The sequence below is a fragment of the Allobosea sp. TWI1241 genome (assembly GCF_039673065.1).
In the GTDB taxonomy this organism is placed as follows: Bacteria; Pseudomonadota; Alphaproteobacteria; order Rhizobiales; family Beijerinckiaceae; genus Allobosea.
In genome coordinates this window covers 201,113-218,619 of record NZ_JBDJKW010000002.1, presented here as the reverse complement: position 1 = coordinate 218,619, position 17,507 = coordinate 201,113, and the positions used below count along the sequence as shown (strand labels likewise).

General features: G+C 70.2%; 16 protein-coding genes. 14 read left to right on the top strand and 2 right to left on the bottom strand.

The genetic code is table 11. The features are described from left to right. Window positions 1-8 precede the first annotated feature (8 nt). Entirely contained in the window at window positions 9-719 is a 711-nt protein-coding gene (locus ABE438_RS04010) for a GntR family transcriptional regulator (protein ID WP_346501242.1), read from the bottom strand. A gap of 414 nt (window positions 720-1,133) precedes the next feature. Between ABE438_RS04010 and ABE438_RS04005 the strand changes: the two genes are divergently transcribed. From ABE438_RS04005 to ABE438_RS03940, 14 genes are all read left to right on the top strand, one after another. Beyond that, window positions 1,134-2,573: an amidase gene (locus tag ABE438_RS04005; protein WP_346501241.1), complete on the top strand. Its 1,440-nt coding sequence runs from the start codon at window positions 1,134-1,136 to the stop codon at window positions 2,571-2,573. A 14-nt stretch (window positions 2,574-2,587) separates the two neighbouring features. Continuing rightward, on the top strand, window positions 2,588-2,806 hold the full coding sequence (locus ABE438_RS04000; RefSeq protein WP_346501240.1) for a hypothetical protein: 219 nt from the start codon (window positions 2,588-2,590) through the stop codon (window positions 2,804-2,806). Between the two features lie 5 nt (window positions 2,807-2,811). Continuing rightward, the gene (locus ABE438_RS03995) at window positions 2,812-4,242 is read left to right on the top strand and encodes an amidase (protein ID WP_346501239.1); all 1,431 of its coding nucleotides are present in this window, start codon (window positions 2,812-2,814) and stop codon (window positions 4,240-4,242) included. 103 nt (window positions 4,243-4,345) lie between these two features. Next, window positions 4,346-5,941: an ABC transporter substrate-binding protein gene (locus tag ABE438_RS03990; protein WP_346501238.1), complete on the top strand. Its 1,596-nt coding sequence runs from the start codon at window positions 4,346-4,348 to the stop codon at window positions 5,939-5,941. A gap of 52 nt (window positions 5,942-5,993) precedes the next feature. After that, a complete protein-coding gene (locus ABE438_RS03985) occupies window positions 5,994-6,947 on the top strand; it encodes an ABC transporter permease (protein ID WP_346501237.1) in 954 nt (317 codons plus the stop codon). A 13-nt stretch (window positions 6,948-6,960) separates the two neighbouring features. Then, window positions 6,961-7,857, top strand: coding sequence for an ABC transporter permease (locus ABE438_RS03980; protein ID WP_346501236.1), 897 nt, complete (start codon window positions 6,961-6,963; stop codon window positions 7,855-7,857). Between the two features lie 46 nt (window positions 7,858-7,903). Beyond that, a complete protein-coding gene (locus ABE438_RS03975) occupies window positions 7,904-8,968 on the top strand; it encodes an ABC transporter ATP-binding protein (RefSeq protein WP_346501466.1) in 1,065 nt (354 codons plus the stop codon). Next, entirely contained in the window at window positions 8,965-9,987 is a 1,023-nt protein-coding gene (locus ABE438_RS03970; protein WP_346501235.1) for an ABC transporter ATP-binding protein, read from the top strand. The genes ABE438_RS03975 and ABE438_RS03970 overlap by 4 nt, the downstream gene beginning before the upstream one ends. 12 nt (window positions 9,988-9,999) lie before the next feature. Beyond that, window positions 10,000-11,088, top strand: coding sequence for an AbrB family transcriptional regulator (locus ABE438_RS03965; protein WP_346501234.1), 1,089 nt, complete (start codon window positions 10,000-10,002; stop codon window positions 11,086-11,088). A gap of 10 nt (window positions 11,089-11,098) precedes the next feature. After that, the gene (locus ABE438_RS03960; RefSeq protein ID WP_346501233.1) at window positions 11,099-12,538 is read left to right on the top strand and encodes an amidase; all 1,440 of its coding nucleotides are present in this window, start codon (window positions 11,099-11,101) and stop codon (window positions 12,536-12,538) included. Between the two features lie 14 nt (window positions 12,539-12,552). Continuing rightward, window positions 12,553-12,759 carry a hypothetical protein gene (locus ABE438_RS03955; protein WP_346501232.1) on the top strand — a complete coding sequence of 69 codons (207 nt, stop codon included), beginning with the start codon at window positions 12,553-12,555 and terminating at the stop codon, window positions 12,757-12,759. A gap of 1 nt (window position 12,760) precedes the next feature. Next, window positions 12,761-14,089, top strand: a complete 1,329-nt coding sequence (locus ABE438_RS03950; RefSeq protein WP_346501231.1) for an amidase — start codon at window positions 12,761-12,763, stop codon at window positions 14,087-14,089. A 26-nt stretch (window positions 14,090-14,115) separates the two neighbouring features. Further along, window positions 14,116-15,411 (top strand): amidase, encoded by a 1,296-nt coding sequence (locus tag ABE438_RS03945; RefSeq protein ID WP_346501230.1) that lies wholly within the window; start codon window positions 14,116-14,118, stop codon window positions 15,409-15,411. Between the two features lie 35 nt (window positions 15,412-15,446). Continuing rightward, the gene (locus ABE438_RS03940) at window positions 15,447-16,103 is read left to right on the top strand and encodes an isochorismatase family protein (RefSeq protein ID WP_346501229.1); all 657 of its coding nucleotides are present in this window, start codon (window positions 15,447-15,449) and stop codon (window positions 16,101-16,103) included. Window positions 16,104-16,160: 57 nt separating this feature from the next. Here the strand turns inward: ABE438_RS03940 and ABE438_RS03935 are convergent, their stop codons facing one another. After that, complete coding sequence (locus ABE438_RS03935) at window positions 16,161-17,357, bottom strand: Zn-dependent hydrolase (protein ID WP_346501228.1); 1,197 nt, start codon at window positions 17,355-17,357, stop codon at window positions 16,161-16,163. Window positions 17,358-17,507 lie beyond the last annotated feature (150 nt).

Genomic DNA, 17,507 nt, shown 5'->3' with positions numbered 1-17,507 from the left:
CCTGCCCCTCACGGCAGGGCGAGTTCCTCCTCCGAGCGGATCGCGAGCTTGCGCCCGATCAGGCGCCCCGCCCGGTCGATATGCTCGCGCATCACCGCCTCGGCCCGGCTGCCCTGTCGAGCGAAAATCGCCTCGCCGATGTCGCGATGGTCCTCATAGGCGCGGCGATAATCGCTGCGGTCCCACCAGATCACGGCGCGCTGCGCCTCGAAGGTCTTGACGCCCCGCTCGGTCAGCAGCGGCAGCACCAGGGTGCGCTGGATCGAGGCGGTGAGGTAGCCGTTGCCGGCCAAAGCGCAGATCAGGGCGTGGAAGGCGCGGTTGAGCTCGCCCCAGCGCCGCTGCTGCGCCTCCTCCCAGCGCTCGCCGAGCACGAGGCCGCGCATCTCGTCGAGATTGTCGCGCATCGCCTGTCTCTGCGGCGCATCGAGCCCGGCCTCGGCGGCGAGCCGCGCCGCCAGCCCTTCCAGCGTCGCGCGCACCGTATAGATGTGCACCGCCTCGGACAGCGACAGGCTGCGCACGACATAGCCGCAATTCGGCTCGTAATCGAGCAGCCCCTCGGCGAAGAGCACGCCGAGCGCGGCGCGGATCGGCGTGCGCGACACCGACAGGCTCTCGGCCAGCGCCATCTCGTTGAGCCGGGCGCCGGGCGCGTAGGTGCCCTCCAGGACGCGCTGTCTCAGCGAGCGGGTGACGGCTTCCGTGCGCGTGACCATGTCCGAGTTCCCGTTCCGCCGGCCGGCCGCAGGCGGCCACATCATGATGACGCCCGTTATCGCGTCTTTCGTACACAATTTAAGCAGAAGCGCAAAATCCACTGGATACGCGATCATATGGCCAGATTTCTACGAAATACCTCTACAGATCGCCGCTACTGTCGACACTCACCGCGATCGGCATACGACTCCCGCTCGAATCCCCGCCACGGGACGCCATTCGCCCGAGCAGGCAAGGCCGCGGGCTACCCCCGCCAGGAACATCCAATTAAATTATTTAATTACAAATACTTACACATGATTTCGTGAAATTTCTTACAATAGGGAGCCGGCTTGGCACAGCGCTTGCTGAGATTGGCGCATGATCGGGGCGAAGCTTGCCCGCCGTAATTGTACACAATACGGAGACCGCTCATGCATGCGCCGGCCACGGCATACGCGACCAGCACTCCCGCCGGCAGCGGCGACGCTGCGCTGACCGATCTCGGAATCGTCGAGCTCGGCCGCATGCTCCGCGCCGGCGCGACCAGCAGCCTGGCGATCACCCGCGCCTGCCTCGATCGCATCGCGGCCCATGACGGCACGCTCGCAAGCTTCATCACCGTCACCGTGGATACCGCGCTGGCCCAGGCGCGCCGGGCCGATGCCGAACTGGCGGCTGGCCTGGACCGCGGCCCGTTCCACGGCATTCCCTATGCGCTGAAGGACAATGTCGACACCGCCGGCATCCTGTCCTCCTCGCACTCGAAGATATTCGCGGACCGGATCCCGCCTGAAAGCGCCGCCGTCGCCCAGCGGCTCGAACAGGCCGGCGGTGTCCTGATCGGCAAGACCGCGACTTTCGAGTTCGCGATCGGCGGCCCGTCCTGGGACCTGCCCTGGCCGCCGGCCCGCAATCCATGGAACCGCGACTACCTGCCCGGCGGCTCGTCCTCGGGCTCGGGCGCAGCGGTCGGCGCCCGCTTCGTGCCGGCCGCGATCGGCACCGACACCGGCGGCTCGATCCGCTGGCCGGCCGCGATGTGCGGCATCACCGGGCTGAAGCCGACCTATGGCCGTGTCAGCCGCCGCGGCGTGCATCCCAACACCTATTCGCTCGACCATTGCGGGCCGATGACCCGCAGCGCCGCCGACTGCGCGGTCATGCTCTCCGCCTGCGCCGGTCACGATCCGCGCGATCCCGGCTCGATCGACGAAGCGGTTCCCGATTATGCCGCCGCGCTCAGCGGCTCGGTCGCCGGGCTGCGCATCGGCCTGGTGCGCCACTGGTACGAGGAGGACGCGACCGCGGAGGTCGTCGCCGCCGTCGACGAAGCGGCGGACGTCCTGCGCGGCCTCGGGGCGCATGTCGAGATCGTAACCCTCGATCCGCTGCGCGACTATGTCGATGCCAAGACCACGATCTCCAGCGTCGAGCTGTTCACGGTCCATGAGCGGGACCTGCGCACCCGCCCGCGGGACTTCAGCAAGCGCCTGCGCGGGCGCGTCCTGCCCGGCGCGCTGATCCGCGGCGAGGACTACGTCCAGGCGATTCGCTGGCGCACCGAGCTGACCTCGCGGATGTTCGCCGCCTTCCGGCGCTTCGACCTCTTCGCCACCGCCGGCTGGCTCGCGCCCGCCGACCCTGCCGATCCCGACGGCGTCGACTTCTTCCAGAAGCGCCAGCTGGTGACCATGCCGTTCAGCCTCACCGGCCTGCCGGCGCTCAACCTGCCCTGCGGCTTCTCCGCCGGCGGCCTGCCGCTCTCGCTCCAGCTCGCCGGCCGCCCCTTCGACGAGGCGACGGTGCTGCGTGCCGGAGACGCCTATCAGCGCGCCACCGACTGGCATCTCGCGACACCCGTTCTGGCCTGAGAGGGGAACCGGACATGACCGCAACCGTACCCGCCCGCCCGGCCACCCGCGAGGAAATCGCCGTCCTCGCCCGCAATGCCGGGCTCGACCTGCCGGCCGACCTGTTCGACGAGCTGGTCGCGGCCTATGCCGGCATCGAGCCGATGCTGATGCGCCTGCGCCGCGGCCGCGACCGGGCCGATGAGCCGGCCCATGTCTTCGACCCGCGCAAGTTCATGCCGGTGGAGGACTGAGCCCGATGGCCGGCGCGCTGCACGAGATCACGGTCGCCGAGGCCGGGCGCCGCTTCCGGGCGGGCAGCCTCTCGCCGGTCGAGCTGACGCAGGCCTATCTGGCGCGGATCGACGCACTCGACCACGCGCTGGACAGCTTCATCACCCTGACGCCGGAGCGCGCGCTGGCCGAGGCGCGCGAGGCCGAGGCGCTGTTCGCGAAGGGCGTCGACAAGGGCCCGATGCAGGGCATCCCCTATGGCCTCAAGGACATCTACGATACGGCCGGGCTGCTCACCACGGCCCATTCCAGGCTGCTCGCCGAGCATATCCCCAGCGAGGACAGCACGGTGCAGGCGAAACTGCGGGCCGGCGGCGGCGTGCTGCTCGGCAAGCAGGCGACCTGGGAATTCGCCATCGGCGGCCCCTCCTTCGATCTGCCCTGGCCGCCGGCCCGCAATCCCTGGGACCGGACGAAGTCGCCGCTCGGCTCGTCGAGCGGCGCCGGCGCCGCGATCGCTGCCGGGTTCTGCGCCGCAGCGACCGGCAGCGACACCGGCGGCTCGATCCGCATGCCGGCCGCCGCCTGCGGCATCGCCGGGCTGAAGCCGACCTATGGGCTGGTCAGCCGCCGCGGCGTGCAGCCGAACTCCTACTCCTTCGACCATTGCGGGCCGATGGCCTGGACCGTCGAGGATTGCGCCCTGATGCTCGGCGTCATGGCCGGGCACGACCCGCGCGATCCCGGCTCACTGCCGCTGCCCGCGATCGACTATGCGGCTGCGCTGGCCGCGCCGGTGAAGGGCCTGCGCGTCGGCGTCGTCCGCCACTGGTACGAGGACGAGCTCGATGCGGCGCCCGGCGTGATCGCCGCCATGGACGAGAGCATCGCCGTGCTGCGCTCGCTCGGCTGCGCGGTGAGCGAAGTGCGACTTCCGAGCCTGCGCGCCTTCACCGACTCCAAGATGCCGCTGACGGCCGGCGAGATCTTCACCCTGCACGAGCACGACCTGCGCACCCGCCCGCGCGATTTCGGGCGCAGCGCCCGTTATCGCGTGATGGTCGGCGGTCTGCTGCGCGCGGAGGACTACGTCCAGGCGATGCGGGCCCGCACCGAGCTGACCGCGCAGGTCTTCGCCGCGATGAGCGAGGTCGACGTGCTGCTGACCGCCGGCAGCGCCGGGCCGGCACCCGACCTGCTGCCCGACGAGCCGCCGAGCTATTTCGGCGTCGCGGCGCCCTCGCTGACTTCGCAGTTCAATCTCACCGGCCAGCCGGCGCTGGCGCTCTGCAACGGCTTCGACGCCGCCGGGCTGCCGCTCGGCCTGCAACTCGCCGGCCGTCCGGGCGAGGACGCGCTGGTGCTGCGCCTCGGCCACGCCTTCGAGCGCGCCACCGCCTTCCGCGCCCGCCGGCCCGTCCTCGCGCCGCTGGCCCAATGCACTGCCGCTCAATGACATGACGGCGCAGAAGCGCCGCGACGGGGAAACGCCGGAAGGAGACCGACGAGACAACAGGGGAAGGGTTCCGTTGATGCTAAGGCGTTCATTTCTGAAGCTCATGTCGGCGGTCTCGGCCGTCGCCGTCACCGCGGTCACGGCCCCGGACCCGGTCCGGGCCCAGAGCAAACCCGGCACGCTGCGCGTGGCGATGACCGCCGCGGACATCCCGCTGACCACCGGCCAGCCCAGCCAGGGGGCCGAGGGCATCCGCTTTCTGGGCATCACGCTCTATGACGGGTTGACCCGCTGGGACCTGTCGAAATCCGACCAGGCCGCGAAGATCGTCCCGGCGCTGGCCGAGAGCTGGACGGTCGACGAGGCGGACCGGAAGGTCTGGACCTTCAAGCTGCGCAAAGGCGTCAAGTTCCACGACGGCTCGGAGTTCAACGCCGACGCGGTGGTGTTCAACTTCGAGAAGCTGATGAAGAAGGACGCGCCGCAGTTCGACCAGGCGCAGTCCAACCAGGGCGCCTCCTATTACGCCTCGATCGCCGGCTGGAAGAAGATCGACGACTACACCGTCGAGATCACCACCAAGCGCATCGATGCCGTGCTGCCCTACAACCTCGCCAGCCTGTTCATGTCGAGCCCGGCTCGCTGGGCCGAACTCGGCAAGGACTGGGGCAAGTTCGCCGAGAAGCCCTCGGGCACCGGGCCGTGGATGCTGGAATCCTTCAAGCCGCGCGAGCGCGCCGAGATGGTCCGCAACCCCGCGCACTGGGACAAGAGCCGCATCACCAAGTCGGAACGGCTGATCCTGCTGCCGATGCCGGACGCCAACACCCGCGTCGCCGCCCTGCTGTCCGGCCAGGTCGACTGGGTCGAGGCGCCGCCGCCTGACGCCGTGCCGCGGTTGAAGTCGCAGAAGATGCAGATCGTCACCAACGTCTATCCGCATATCTGGCCCTACCAGATCTCCTATCTCGACGATTCGCCGTTCAAGGACGTGCGGGTGCGCAAGGCGGCGAACCTCGCCATCGATCGCGCCGGGCTGGTCTCGATGCTGGGCGGCCTCGCCGCCCCGGCCAAGGGCATGATCGACGACAAGCACCCCTGGTTCGGCAAGCCGACCTTCGAGATCAAATACGATCCCGAGCAGGCCAAGAAGCTGCTGAAGGAAGCCGGCTACAGCGTGGACAAGCCGGCGAAGGTCAAGGTGATCATCTCGCCCGCCGGCTCCGGCCAGATGCAGCCGCTGCCGATGAACGAGTTCATCAAGGAGAACTTCCGCGACGTCGGCATCGACATGGAGTTCGAGGTGCTGGACTGGGAGGCGCTGCGCACCCGCCGGCGCATGGGCGCCTGGGCGCCGGAGAACCAGGGCCGCCACGGCGTCAACAACTCCTGGGCCTACTGGGACCCGGATATCGGCCTGATCGCCACCGCCGCCTCCTTCGCCAAGGTGCCGGCCGGCTACAACTGGGGCGGCTTCAACGACGCCAAGGCCGACGAGCTCGCGACCCGGGCCAAGGAGACCTTCGACCCGACCGAGCAGGCCAAGGTGCTGGGCGAGCTGCATGCCCGCATCGTCGACGAGGCGATGTGGATCTGGATGGTCCACGACCTGAACCCGCGCGCCCTGCGGCCCAACGTCAAGGGCTTCGTCCAGGCCCAGAGCTGGTTCCAGGACCTCACCCCCGTGGTGGTCGAGTAGCTCCCTCGCGGCGGCGGCCGCGAGGCCCCCGCACAGCCGGAAAGGCCGTGCCATGTTCGTCTATGTGCTGCGCCGGATCGTCTACACGGTGCCGATCGCGCTGGGTGTCTCGATCGTCTGCTTCGCGCTGATCCATCTCGCGCCCGGCGACCCGCTGAGCGCCGTCATTCCCGAAGGCGCCTCGCCGGAGGCGATCGCGCAGATCCGGGCGGCCTACGGCTTCGACCAGCCGCTGCCGGTGCAGTACGTGAAATGGCTCGGCCATGTGCTGACCGGCGATTTCGGCACCTCGATCATGACGCGCCGCCCGGTGCTGTCGGAGGTCGCGCCGGCCATCGTCAACACGCTGACGCTCGCCACCGCGGCGATCCTCTTCGGCTTCGTGCTCGGCTGCCTGCTCGGCGTCGCCGCCGGCTATCTCGCCGGCAAGCCGGCCGACCGGGTCGTCACCGCCGTGTCGATCACCGGCGTATCGATCCCGCATTACTGGCTCGGCATGGTCCTGATCGTGATCTTCGCGGTCAATCTCAACCTGTTGCCGGCCACCGGCATGGGCGAAGGCGGCTCCGGCTCCTTCGGCTTGGGCTGGGACAGCCTGCAATATCTCGTGCTGCCGGCCCTGACGCTCTCGGTCATTCCCGCCGGCATCATCGCCCGCTCGGTCCGCGGCACGATCGCCGAGGTCCGCAAGCAGGAGTTCATGCAGACGCTCTACGCCAAGGGGCTGCCGGCCCGGCGCGTCTTTCTCCACGTCGTCAAGAACGCCCTGCCCGCGGTGCTGGCGGTGATGGGCCTGCAGCTGGCGCAGCTGCTCGGCGGCTCGATCCTGGTCGAGACCGTGTTCTCCTGGCCGGGCACCGGCTTCCTGCTGAACAACGCCATCTTCACGCGCGACCTGCCGATGCTGCAGGGCACGATCCTCGTGCTGGCGATGTTCTTCGTCCTGATCAACCTCCTCGTCGACATCCTGCAGACGGCTGTCGACCCGCGCATCAAGCGCGCCTGACGGGAGCCACGGCATGTCCCACATCGCCCTCGCCGGTTCCGCCGCCCCGCCGAAAGGCCGGCGCCCCGCCACCCGCAGCTTCTGGCGCAACGTGCTGCGCCGCCTGATGCGCGATCCGGTCACCATGACCTGCCTCGCCATCCTGGCGCTGATCGTGCTGGCGGCGATCTTCGCGCCGCTGATCGCACCGCACGACCCCTACCGCACCAGCATGGCGCGCCGCCTGATCGCGCCGGGCGACGCGCGCTACTGGCTCGGCACCGACGAGCTCGGCCGCGACCTGCTCTCGCGCCTGATCTATGGCGGCCGGCTCGCGCTGTTCACCGGCTTCACCCCCGTGCTGCTGGCGACAGTGATCGGCGGCTTTCTCGGCATCGTCGCCGGCTATGTCGGCGGGGCGGTCAACATGGCGATCATGCGGGTGATCGACATCTTCTACGCCTTCCCCTCCGTGCTCCTGGCGGTCGCGATCTCGGGCGTGCTCGGCGCCGGCATCGGCAACACCATCTTCTCGCTGACGCTGGTCTTCATCCCGCCGATGGCGCGTGTCGCCGAGAGCGTCGCGACGCAGATGCGCGCGCAGGACTTCGTCGAGGCCGCACGCGCCACGGGCGCCTCCGGCTGGCGCATCGTCAGCGCCCATGTCGTGCCGAACGTCACGGGCCCGATCCTGAGCTACGCCTCCAGCCTGATCAGCGTCTCGATCGTGCTGGCCTCGGGCCTCTCCTTCCTCGGCCTCGGCATCACGCCGCCGGAGCCGGAATGGGGGCTGATGCTCAACACGCTGCGGCAGGCGATCTACGTCGCCCCCGTCAACGCCGTCATCCCCGGCGTGATGATCTTCGTCACCTCCATGTGCTTCAACCTGATGAGCGATGGCCTGCGCACGGCCATGGACGTCAAGCAGTGAGGGCGTCCGCATGAGCTCCGTCGCAACAGCCCGCCGCGCGCCCGTCATGACCGGCGTCCCCGCCTCTCCCGATCCGCGCGACCGCGGCGGCCCGGCCCAGCCGCTCCTGATCGTCGAGGGTCTGAAGAAGCACTTCCCCATCCGCGGCGGCCTGCTCGGCCGGCCGCAGGCCTGGGTCCAGGCCGTCGACGGCGTCGACCTCGTGGTCAACAAGGGCGAGACGCTCGGCATCGTCGGCGAGTCCGGTTGCGGCAAGTCGACCACCGCGCGCCTGCTGATGCACCTGATCGCGCCCGATTCCGGCGAGATCGTCTTCGACGGCGACGCCGTCGGCGCGGTGCGCGGCCTCTCGGTGCGCGAGCTGCGCCGCCAGATGCAGATGGTCTTCCAGGATTCCTATTCGTCGCTCAATCCGCGGATGACGATCGAGGACTCGATCGCCTTCGGCCTGGTCGCCCAGGGCACGGCGCCGAAGGAGGCGAAGACGCGCGCCGCCACGATGCTGCGCATGGTCGGCCTGACGCCCGACATGTTCGCCCAGCGCTATCCGCACGAGCTCTCCGGCGGCCAGCGCCAGCGCGTCAACATCGCCCGCGCGCTGACCATGAGCCCGCGGCTCCTGATCCTCGACGAGGCGGTCTCGGCGCTCGACAAATCGGTGGAAGCACAGGTGCTCAACCTGCTGCAGGAGCTGAAGCGCAAGCTCGAGCTGACCTACATCTTCATCTCGCACGATCTCAACGTCATCCAGTACATCAGCGACCGGGTGCTGGTGATGTATCTCGGCAAGCCGGTCGAGATCGGCCCGGTCGACGAGATCTACCGCGCGCCGAAGCACCCCTATACCCGCGCCCTGCTCGCCTCGCGCCCGTCCATGGACCCGGCCCGGCGCATGCAGACGCCGCCGCTCTCCGGCGACCCGCCCAATCCGATCAACCCGCCGAGCGGCTGCCGCTTCCGCACGCGCTGCCCGCTGGCCGAGCCGGTCTGCGCCGAGCGCGAGCCGGCGCTCGGCAGCGTGCTCGGCGGGGCCGCGCACCCTGTCGCCTGCCATGTCCACCGGCCGGGCTCCGGCCACAGCGCCGCCCCCGCCGAAGGAGCCCGGTCATGAGCGAGACGATGAACGCGGCCGCCCCGCTCGTCGACGTCGACGGCCTCACGGTCCGCTTCACCGGGCGCGACCTCGACATCAGCGTGGTCAACGGCGTGTCCTTCAGTCTGGCGCGCGGCGAGGCCATGTGCGTGCTCGGGGAATCCGGCTCCGGCAAGAGCGTGACGCTGCGCGCCCTGATGCGCCTCTTCCCGGCCACAGCCAGGCTCGACGGACGCGTGACCGTCGACGGCATCGACGTGCTCGGCCTCGGCGCCGGCCAGTTGCGCAGTATCCGCGGCGGGCTGATCTCGATGATCTTCCAGGAGCCGATGACCGCGCTGGACCCGGTCTTCACCGTCGGCCAGCAGATCGCCGAGACGCTGGTCTGCCATGAGGGCATCTCCTATCGCGCCGCCCATGGAAGGGCGCTCGAACTGCTGGAGCTTGTGCAGGTGCCCTCGGCGAAGCGGAGGCTGGAGGCCTATCCGCACGAGCTTTCGGGCGGCCTGCGCCAGCGCGCCATGATCGCGCTCGCCCTCGCCTGCAACCCCAAGCTCCTGCTCGCCGACGAGCCGACCACGGCGCTCGACGCCACGGTGCAGATCCAGATCCTGCTGCTGCTGCGCCAGCTGCAGCGCGAGCTCGGCATGGGCATCATCTTCGTCACCCACGACCTCGGCGTCGCCTGCGAGGTCGCCGACAAGATGGCTGTGATGTACGCCGGCCGCTTCGTCGAGACCGGCTCGGTCGAGCAGATCATGTCGCGGCCGCGTCATCCCTACACGCAAGGGCTGATGAACTCGACGATCCATGCCGACATGCGCGGCGTGACGCTCGACCCGATCCCCGGCGCGCCACCCGACCTCACCGACCTGCCGGCCGGCTGCGCCTTCGCGCCGCGCTGCGCGGCGGCGCGCGAGCCCTGCCTGGGCCGTCAGCCAGAGCTGGTCGCGCTGGAGGCCGGCCAGCAGGCGCGCTGCCTGCAATACGAGTCCGGCCCGGCCTTCGCCCGCGCGCCGCTGCTGAAGGCGAGCTGAGCCGACATCGCCATGCCACCTCACGGATCGTTCTGGCGTCTTGCACTCGGCCTCGCCATCGGCGCGACCGGCGGCACCCTCTTCGCCCGCCTCGGCGCGCCGTTGCCCTGGATGATCGGCCCGATCGTCTTCAGCGGCATCGCCACCTTCGCCGGGCTGCCGGTCTCCGGCTGGCGGACCGGCCGCGTCGCCGGCATGCTGGTGCTCGGCACGGCGCTCGGCCTCTACTTCACGCCCCAGGCGGCGCAGACGGTGCTGTCCTACCTGCCTGTGATCGTCGCCGCCGGGGCGACCACCCTCGTCATCGGCGTCGCCGCCTCCTTCCTGCTGGCGCGCACCGCCGGCGTCGACCGCGTCACCGCCTTTTTCTGCAGCGTTCCCGGCGGCATTGCCGAGATGAGCATGATCGGCGAGCGCTTCGGCGGGAAGCCGCTGCCGATCGCCGTGATGCAGCTGCTGCGCGTCGTCACGGTCACCATCCTGATCCCGAGCCTACTGACGCTCGGCGGGGCGGGCGGCCATGCCATCGTCGCCGGCCCGGCCACGCTGCCTGTCTCGGCGCCCGGGCTGGTCGCGACCCTCGCCTTCTCCTTCGCCGTCTCGGCGCTGCTGCACCGGCTGCGCTTCCGCAATGCCTGGCTGCTCGGGCCGATGGCGGCCGGCTGCGTTCTCGGGATTTCGGAAGCGGGGCTCTCCGCCGTCCCGACCTGGCTCTCGGCCGCCGGTCAGGTGCTGATCGGCACCCAGATCGGCTCGCAGTTCGAGCGTTCGCTGATGTCGCGCATGCGCCGCTTCATTCCCGCCGCGATGCTGAACCTCGCGGTGCTGATGGCCGGCTGCGCCGCGGTCGGCCTGCTGGTCTCGCGCCTGACCGGGATCGCGCCGGCCAACATGATCCTCGCCACCTCGCCGGGCGGCGTCACCGAGATGTGCATCACGGCCAAGGTGCTCGGCCTCGACGTGCCGATCATCGTCGCCTTCCACCTGGTGCGGATCTTCCTGGTGATCCTGTCCTCGCCCTTCGCCTTCCGGCTGCTGCGCGCCGCCGGGATCATGCCCGCCTTTCCCGATCACGCGCCCTCGCGGGTGCCGGCCGAATGAAGGAACCATCATGAACAAGCCCACCGCCTCGGCCTCGTTCGCAGGGACCGGCCGGCCGCTCCATCATCTCGGCGTCGCGGAAGCCTCGCGGCTGATCGGGGCCGGCGCGCTTTCGCCGGTCACGCTGGTCGAGGCCTTCCTCGGGCGCATCGCGGCGGTGGACGGCACGCTGCACAGCTACATCACCGTCACGGCCGAGCGGGCGCGCGCCGCCGCCGTCGCCGCCGAGGCCGAGATCCGCGCCGGGCGCTGGAAAGGCCCGCTGCACGGCATCCCCTTCGCGGTGAAGGACAATTATTACGTCGCCGGCATCCGCACGACCGCGGGCTCGCGCCTGATGCTCGACCATGTCTCGTCCACCACGGCGACCGCGGTCGCCCGGCTCGAGGCCGCGGGCGCGATCCTGCTCGGCAAGCTCAACACCTGGGAGTACGGCACCGGCAATGGCGGGGTCTATCACGACCTGCCCTTCGCGGTCGCGCGCAATCCCTGGGATCTCGCGCGCTTCACCGGCGGCTCCTCCACCGGCGCCGGCGCGGCGGTCGCGGCCGGCACGGCGATGTTCGCGCTCGGCTCGGACACCGGCGGCTCGATCCGCCTGCCGGCCGCCGCCTGCGGCCTGCAGGGCTTCAAGGCGAGCTTCGGCCGGGTCAGCCGGGCGCATTGCCTGCCCAATTGCTGGTCGCTCGACCATACCGGGCCATTGACCTGGACGGTCGAGGACAACGCCATCGTGATGCAGGCGATCGCGGGCTTCGATCCAGACGATCCATCCTGCCCCGACGAGCCGGTCCCCGACTATCGCAAGAACCTGCATGCCGGCGTGAAGGGGCTTGTCATCGGCGTCGTCCGCGATCTCGGCCCGGAGGGCGAGGCGCTCGACGCGGCCAATGCCGCGGCGCTCGAGGAGGCGGCGCTCATCCTGGAGGCGCAAGGCGCGATCATCCGCGAGGTCAGGCTGCCGGCGCCGCTGGCGCAGTATCGCACCGTGACGAAGGTCATCAACTGGGCCGAGTCGCTCTCGATCCACGAGGCCGATTTCCGCGACCGCTCCGCCCTGATGGGCCAGGCGCTGCGCGAGAAGATGATGGCGGGGTTCACAGTCCGCGCCGCCGACTATCTCGCGGCGACGCGGCTGCGGCGGTCCCTGGTCGCTGCCACCGACGCGCTGGTGCGCTCCTGCGACGCGCTGCTGATGGCGGGCGCCTTCCACGTCGCGCCGCGCTTCGACGAGCCCGAGACGATCACGCCCTTCACCGCCGACACGGCGACCACGGTGTTCAACGTCACCGGCCACCCGGCGCTCTCGGTCTGCACCGGCTTCGACGCCGGCGGCCTGCCGCTCAACGCGCAGATCGCCGGGCGCTTCTTCGACGAAGCGACCGTGCTGCGCGTGGCGCAAGCCTATGAAAGCGCCACGCCCTGGCGCGACCGCCGTCCCGCGATCTGATCCGGAACACCGCCATGCCCGCGACCGACCTGACCAGCACCACCGACGAAGTCCGCCTCTACGCCGCCCGGCACGGGCTCGCCGGCTTCCCCGAAGACCAGTTCGCCCGGCTGGCCGAGATCGCGACCATGGTGCGCGAGACCGGCCTCGCCATCCCGCGCATGCCCTCGGAAGAGGACGAGCCGGCCCATCTCTTCACCGCGACGCCGCTGCGAGGCTGACATGAGCAAGACCGAACCCTGCTTTCTCACCGCGGCCGAGGCCGCGGCGGCGATCCGCGCCGGCACGCTGACCAGCGAGACGCTGATCCGCTCCTGCCTGGAGCGGATCGCGGCGCGCGACCCGGCGGTGCGCGCCTGGCTGCATGTCGACCCGGAACTCGCCATCCGGCAGGCGCGGGAACGCGACAAGCGCCCGCCCACCGGCCCGCTCCACGGCATCCCCTTCGGCGTCAAGGACATCATGGACACCGCCGACATGCCGACGACCTACAACTCGCCGGACTGGCAAGGCCACCGCCCGACCCGGGACGCCGCCTGCGTCTCGATCGTGCGCCATAGCGGCGCGATCATCCTCGGCAAGACCGATACCGTCGAATTCGCCTACAACTCCCGCAAGGCGGCGAGCCGCAATCCCTACAACCTCGCCCACACCCCGGGCGGCTCCTCCTCCGGCTCCGGCGCGGCGGTGGGCGACTTCCAGGTCCAGTGCGCCTTCGGCACGCAGACTGCCGGCTCGCATATCCGGCCGGCCTCCTTCAACGGCATCTACGCGATCAAGCCGTCCTGGGGCACGGTCAGCCGCGAGGGCGTGCACATGATCTCGGCGATCCTCGACACGGTCGGCTGGTATGGCCGCTCGGTCGACGACCTGATCCTCGGCGCGCAGGCCTTCCGCCTCCCCGCCATCGAGACCCTCACCGCCCCGGCCGCCGCCGGGCTGAGGATCGGCTATTGCGAGACGCCGTTCTGGGCCAAGGCCGAAGCCGGCGCCAAGGCCGCCATGGCGGCTTCCGTCGAGCGGCTGCGACGGGCGGGCGCGATCATCGAGGAGATCGTGCTGCCGGCGCATTTCGCCGACCTCTCCGAAGCCCACACCATGATCATGTTTGGCGATGGCGGTGTCGCTCTCTATGATGAATACCTGCGCCATCGCAGTACCTTGCACCCCGAACTTCGCCTGACCGTCGAAGGCGGGCGCGGCGTGACGCCCGAGAAGCTCGTCGCCGCCTACGACCTCGCCGACGCCTGCCGCAAGGAGTTCGACGCGATCGCTTCCGGCTACGACGCCGTTCTGGCCCCGGCCTCGACCGGCGAGGCGCCGAAGGGCCTGCACACGGTGGGAGACTGGATCTTCAACGGCCTGTGGACGCTGCTGCATACGCCCTGCGTCGCCATTCCTGCCGTGCTGGGCGAACAGCGCCTGCCGGTCGGCATCCAGCTGGTCGGGCCGCGCCTGTCGGACGCGAGGCTGCTCTCGGTCGCCCGCACCCTGCAGACGGTCATCGACACCGGCGCCGAGGAACGCGCCGCCATCCTCCGCGCCGCTTGAAAGGCATCGCCATGGAACCCTGCTTCATGACCGCGGCCGAGGCCGCCGCGAAGATCCGCGACGGCGCCCTGACCTGCGAGGCGCTGACCCGTTCCTGCCTGGAGCGCATCGAAGCGCGCGACGCCACGGTGAAGGCCTGGCTCTATCTCGACAAGCCGCGCGCCATCGCCATCGCCCGCGAGCTCGACAAGCGCGCGCCGATGGGCCCGCTGCACGGCCTGCCGCTCGGCGTGAAGGACATGATCGACACCTGCGACATGCCCACCACCCACAACTCGCCGGTGTTCCAGGACTACCGCCCGGCGCGGGACGCGGCCTGCGTCGCCGTCGCCCGTTCTTCCGGCGCCGTCATCCTCGGCAAGACCGACACGCTGGAATTCGCCGCCGCCGGCCGGCGCGCCGCGACGCGCCATCCGCAGAATGCCGCGCACACGCCGGGCGGCTCCTCCTCCGGCTCCGGCGCCGCGGTGGGCGACCGGCAGGTGCAGCTCGCCTTCGGCACGCAGACCGGCGGCTCGCATATCCGCCCGGCCTCCTTCAACGGCATCTATGGGCTGAAGCCGACATGGAGCTCGGTCAGCCGCGAGGGGGCCAAGCAATACGCCAACTCGCTCGACACGATCGGCTGGTACGGCCGCTCGGTCGACGACCTGACGCTGGTCGCGAAAGCCTTCCGCCTGCACGAGGCCGGCGAGATCGCGTCGCCCGACATCGCCTCGCTGCGCGTCGCCTGGTGTCGCACGCCGTTCTGGTCGAAGATCGAGCCCGCCGGCGAGGCGGCGCTCGAAGCCGCCTGCGCGCGGCTGGCACAGGCCGGCGCCAGCGTCACCGAACTCGTGCTGCCCCCGCTGTTCGACGGCATGTTCGAGGCCCAGAACACCATCATGATGGCGGAGGGCCGCGCTTCTTTCCTCGACGTGGCGCTGGAATTCGGCGACCGCCTGCATGGCGATTTTCACGAGCGGGTCGACAACGCGCTCGGCATCACCCCCGAACGGCTGCTCGCCGCCTACGACCTCGCCGCGACCGCTCGCAAGGCCTTCGAGGCGCTCTATGCCGATTTCGACGTGGTACTGACCCCCGCCTCCTGCGGCGAGGCGCCGGAGAGCCATTACAGCACCGGCGACCACGTCTTCAACGCGATGTGGACGCTGCTGCACGTGCCCTGCCTCGCCATTCCCTGCACCACCGGGCCGAAGGGCCTGCCGGTCGGCGTGCAGGTCGTGGCGCCGCGCCAGGCCGATGCGCGGCTGCTCGCCATGGCGCAGGCGATGGCGCCCGTCATCGACCACGAGACGCCGCGCTACGCGCACATCGCCTGAACCCAGCCAGCGAGGACTGACCGATGCCGGATGTCATGAGCGAAACCCTGCAGGCGCTGTTCGCCCGCAACGCGGCCTTCTACGACGCGCGCGGCTTCGAGCGGCGCGTCGGCTACGGCAGCAAGGCGGCTCTGGTGGTCATCGACATGGCCAATGGCTGGACGCGGCCGGGCAGCCCGTTCTCCTGCACCGGCATGGACAGCGTCGTCCCGGCCAATCGCCGCCTGCTCGACGCCTTCCGCGCGCGCAACCTCCCGGTGGTATTCACCACCACCGCCTACGACGTCACCGAAGGGCCCAACAGCGATATGGGGCTATGGTCGCGCAAGGTGCCGATCGAGGCGATGAAGGCCGGCAGCTGGGAGGTCGAGATCGACGCCGAGCTCGCGCCGCGTGAGGGCGAGTTCGTCATCGTCAAGAAGCGGGCCAGCGCCTTCCACGGCACCAACCTGTCGAGCATGCTGAAGGGCATGGCGGTCGACACCGTGGTGCTGACCGGCGTCACCGCCTCGGCCTGCGTGCGCCATTCCTGCGAGGACGCCATCGCCGAGGGCTTCCGCCCGATCGTGGTGCGCGAGGCGGTCGGCGACCGGATCGACGGCGCCCTCGCCTGGAACCTGTTCGACATCGACGCCAAGTTCGGCGACGTCGAGCCCCTGGACAGCGTCCTCGCCTATCTGCGGCGCAACTGAGCCGAATGCGGGCAACGGCGCGCAGGTCGCGCCGCTGCCGGTTTTAGCTCACGCCGCTCAGGCGAGGATGCGCCGCACGCCCTCGAACAGCACCTTCATGCCGAGCGCCAGGTCGTCCCGGTCGGTATCTTCGGTCCAGTGATGGCTGACGCCGTCCTTGGACGGCACGAACAGCATCGCCATCGGCAGCTTGCGGGCGATGAGCTGGCTGTCGTGGATCGCCCCGCTCGGCATCGCCTGGGCGCAGCCGGGCGCGATCTCCTCGGCCGCCGAGGCGAAGGCCTGCTGGAAGCGCTCCTCGCACAGCGCCGGCTCGATGCGCGCGATCGGCGATAGCGTCGCCGGGCAGCGGTCGCGCCGGTTCGCCTCCAGCACCAGCGCGCGCAGGCAGTCCTCCATGCGGTCGAGCACCGCATCCGAGATGTCGCGGAACTGGAAGGTCACCTCGGCGCGGCCGGGAATGACGTGCGGCGCGTTGGGATCGAGCGCGATGCGCCCGGTCGTCCAGGTGCTGCGCTCGCCGCGGATGCGCGGGAAGGCCTCGTCGAGCGCGGCCAGGAAGCGCACGGCGGCGAGGCCGGCATCGCGCCGCTCCTCCATCGTGGTGCCGCCGGTATGGTCCTGCTTGCCCTCGAAGCTGATCAGCCATTGCCGGACGCCGACGATACCGGAGACCACGCCGATGCGCTTCCCCGCCCGCTCGAGCTGCGTGCCCTGCTCGATATGCATCTCGAAAGCGCCGAGATAACGATCCTGCTCCAGAGCGAGGCGCGGCCTGCCGGCGAGCCCGGCCTGCGCCAGGGCGGTGCGCAGCGGCGTGCCGTCATAGCGGTTCGTCGCGGCGTCGATATTGGCGTCCGACAGGGCGCCGACCAGCGAGCGGCTGCCGAGGAAGCCACCACCGAAATGCGATTCCTCGTCGGCATAGGCGCAGACATCGACCGGCAGTCCGGCGCGGGCCAGCGCCAGCGCCGAGACGACGCCGAGCGCGCCGTCGAGCCAGCCGGCATGGTTCTGCGTCTCGAGATGGCTGCCGGCGAGCACATGCGGGCCCTCGCCCTTGTGGCGACCGAAGACGTTGCCGATGCCGTCGATCGTCGGCTCCAGCCCGGCCTCGGCGAGGCGCGCCGCCAGCCAGTGCCGCGATTCCATGTCCTGCGGCGAATAGGTCGGCCGGTGGACACCGGTCTTGTAGGCGCCGATGCGCCGCAGCGTGTCGAGGTCTTCGAGGAAACGGTCGATATCGCAGGGCATGGCGAGCCTTCGTCTGAGCAGGGACCGGCGCGCGACCAGCCTGCCCCGCCCAAGGCCGGCAGGGCAACCATCGCCGCCGGCCCGCCCGATGCGAAAGCCGCGCCGGAACGCAGCCCGCCGACGCAACCGTCCCTTGCGGACAGCTCACAT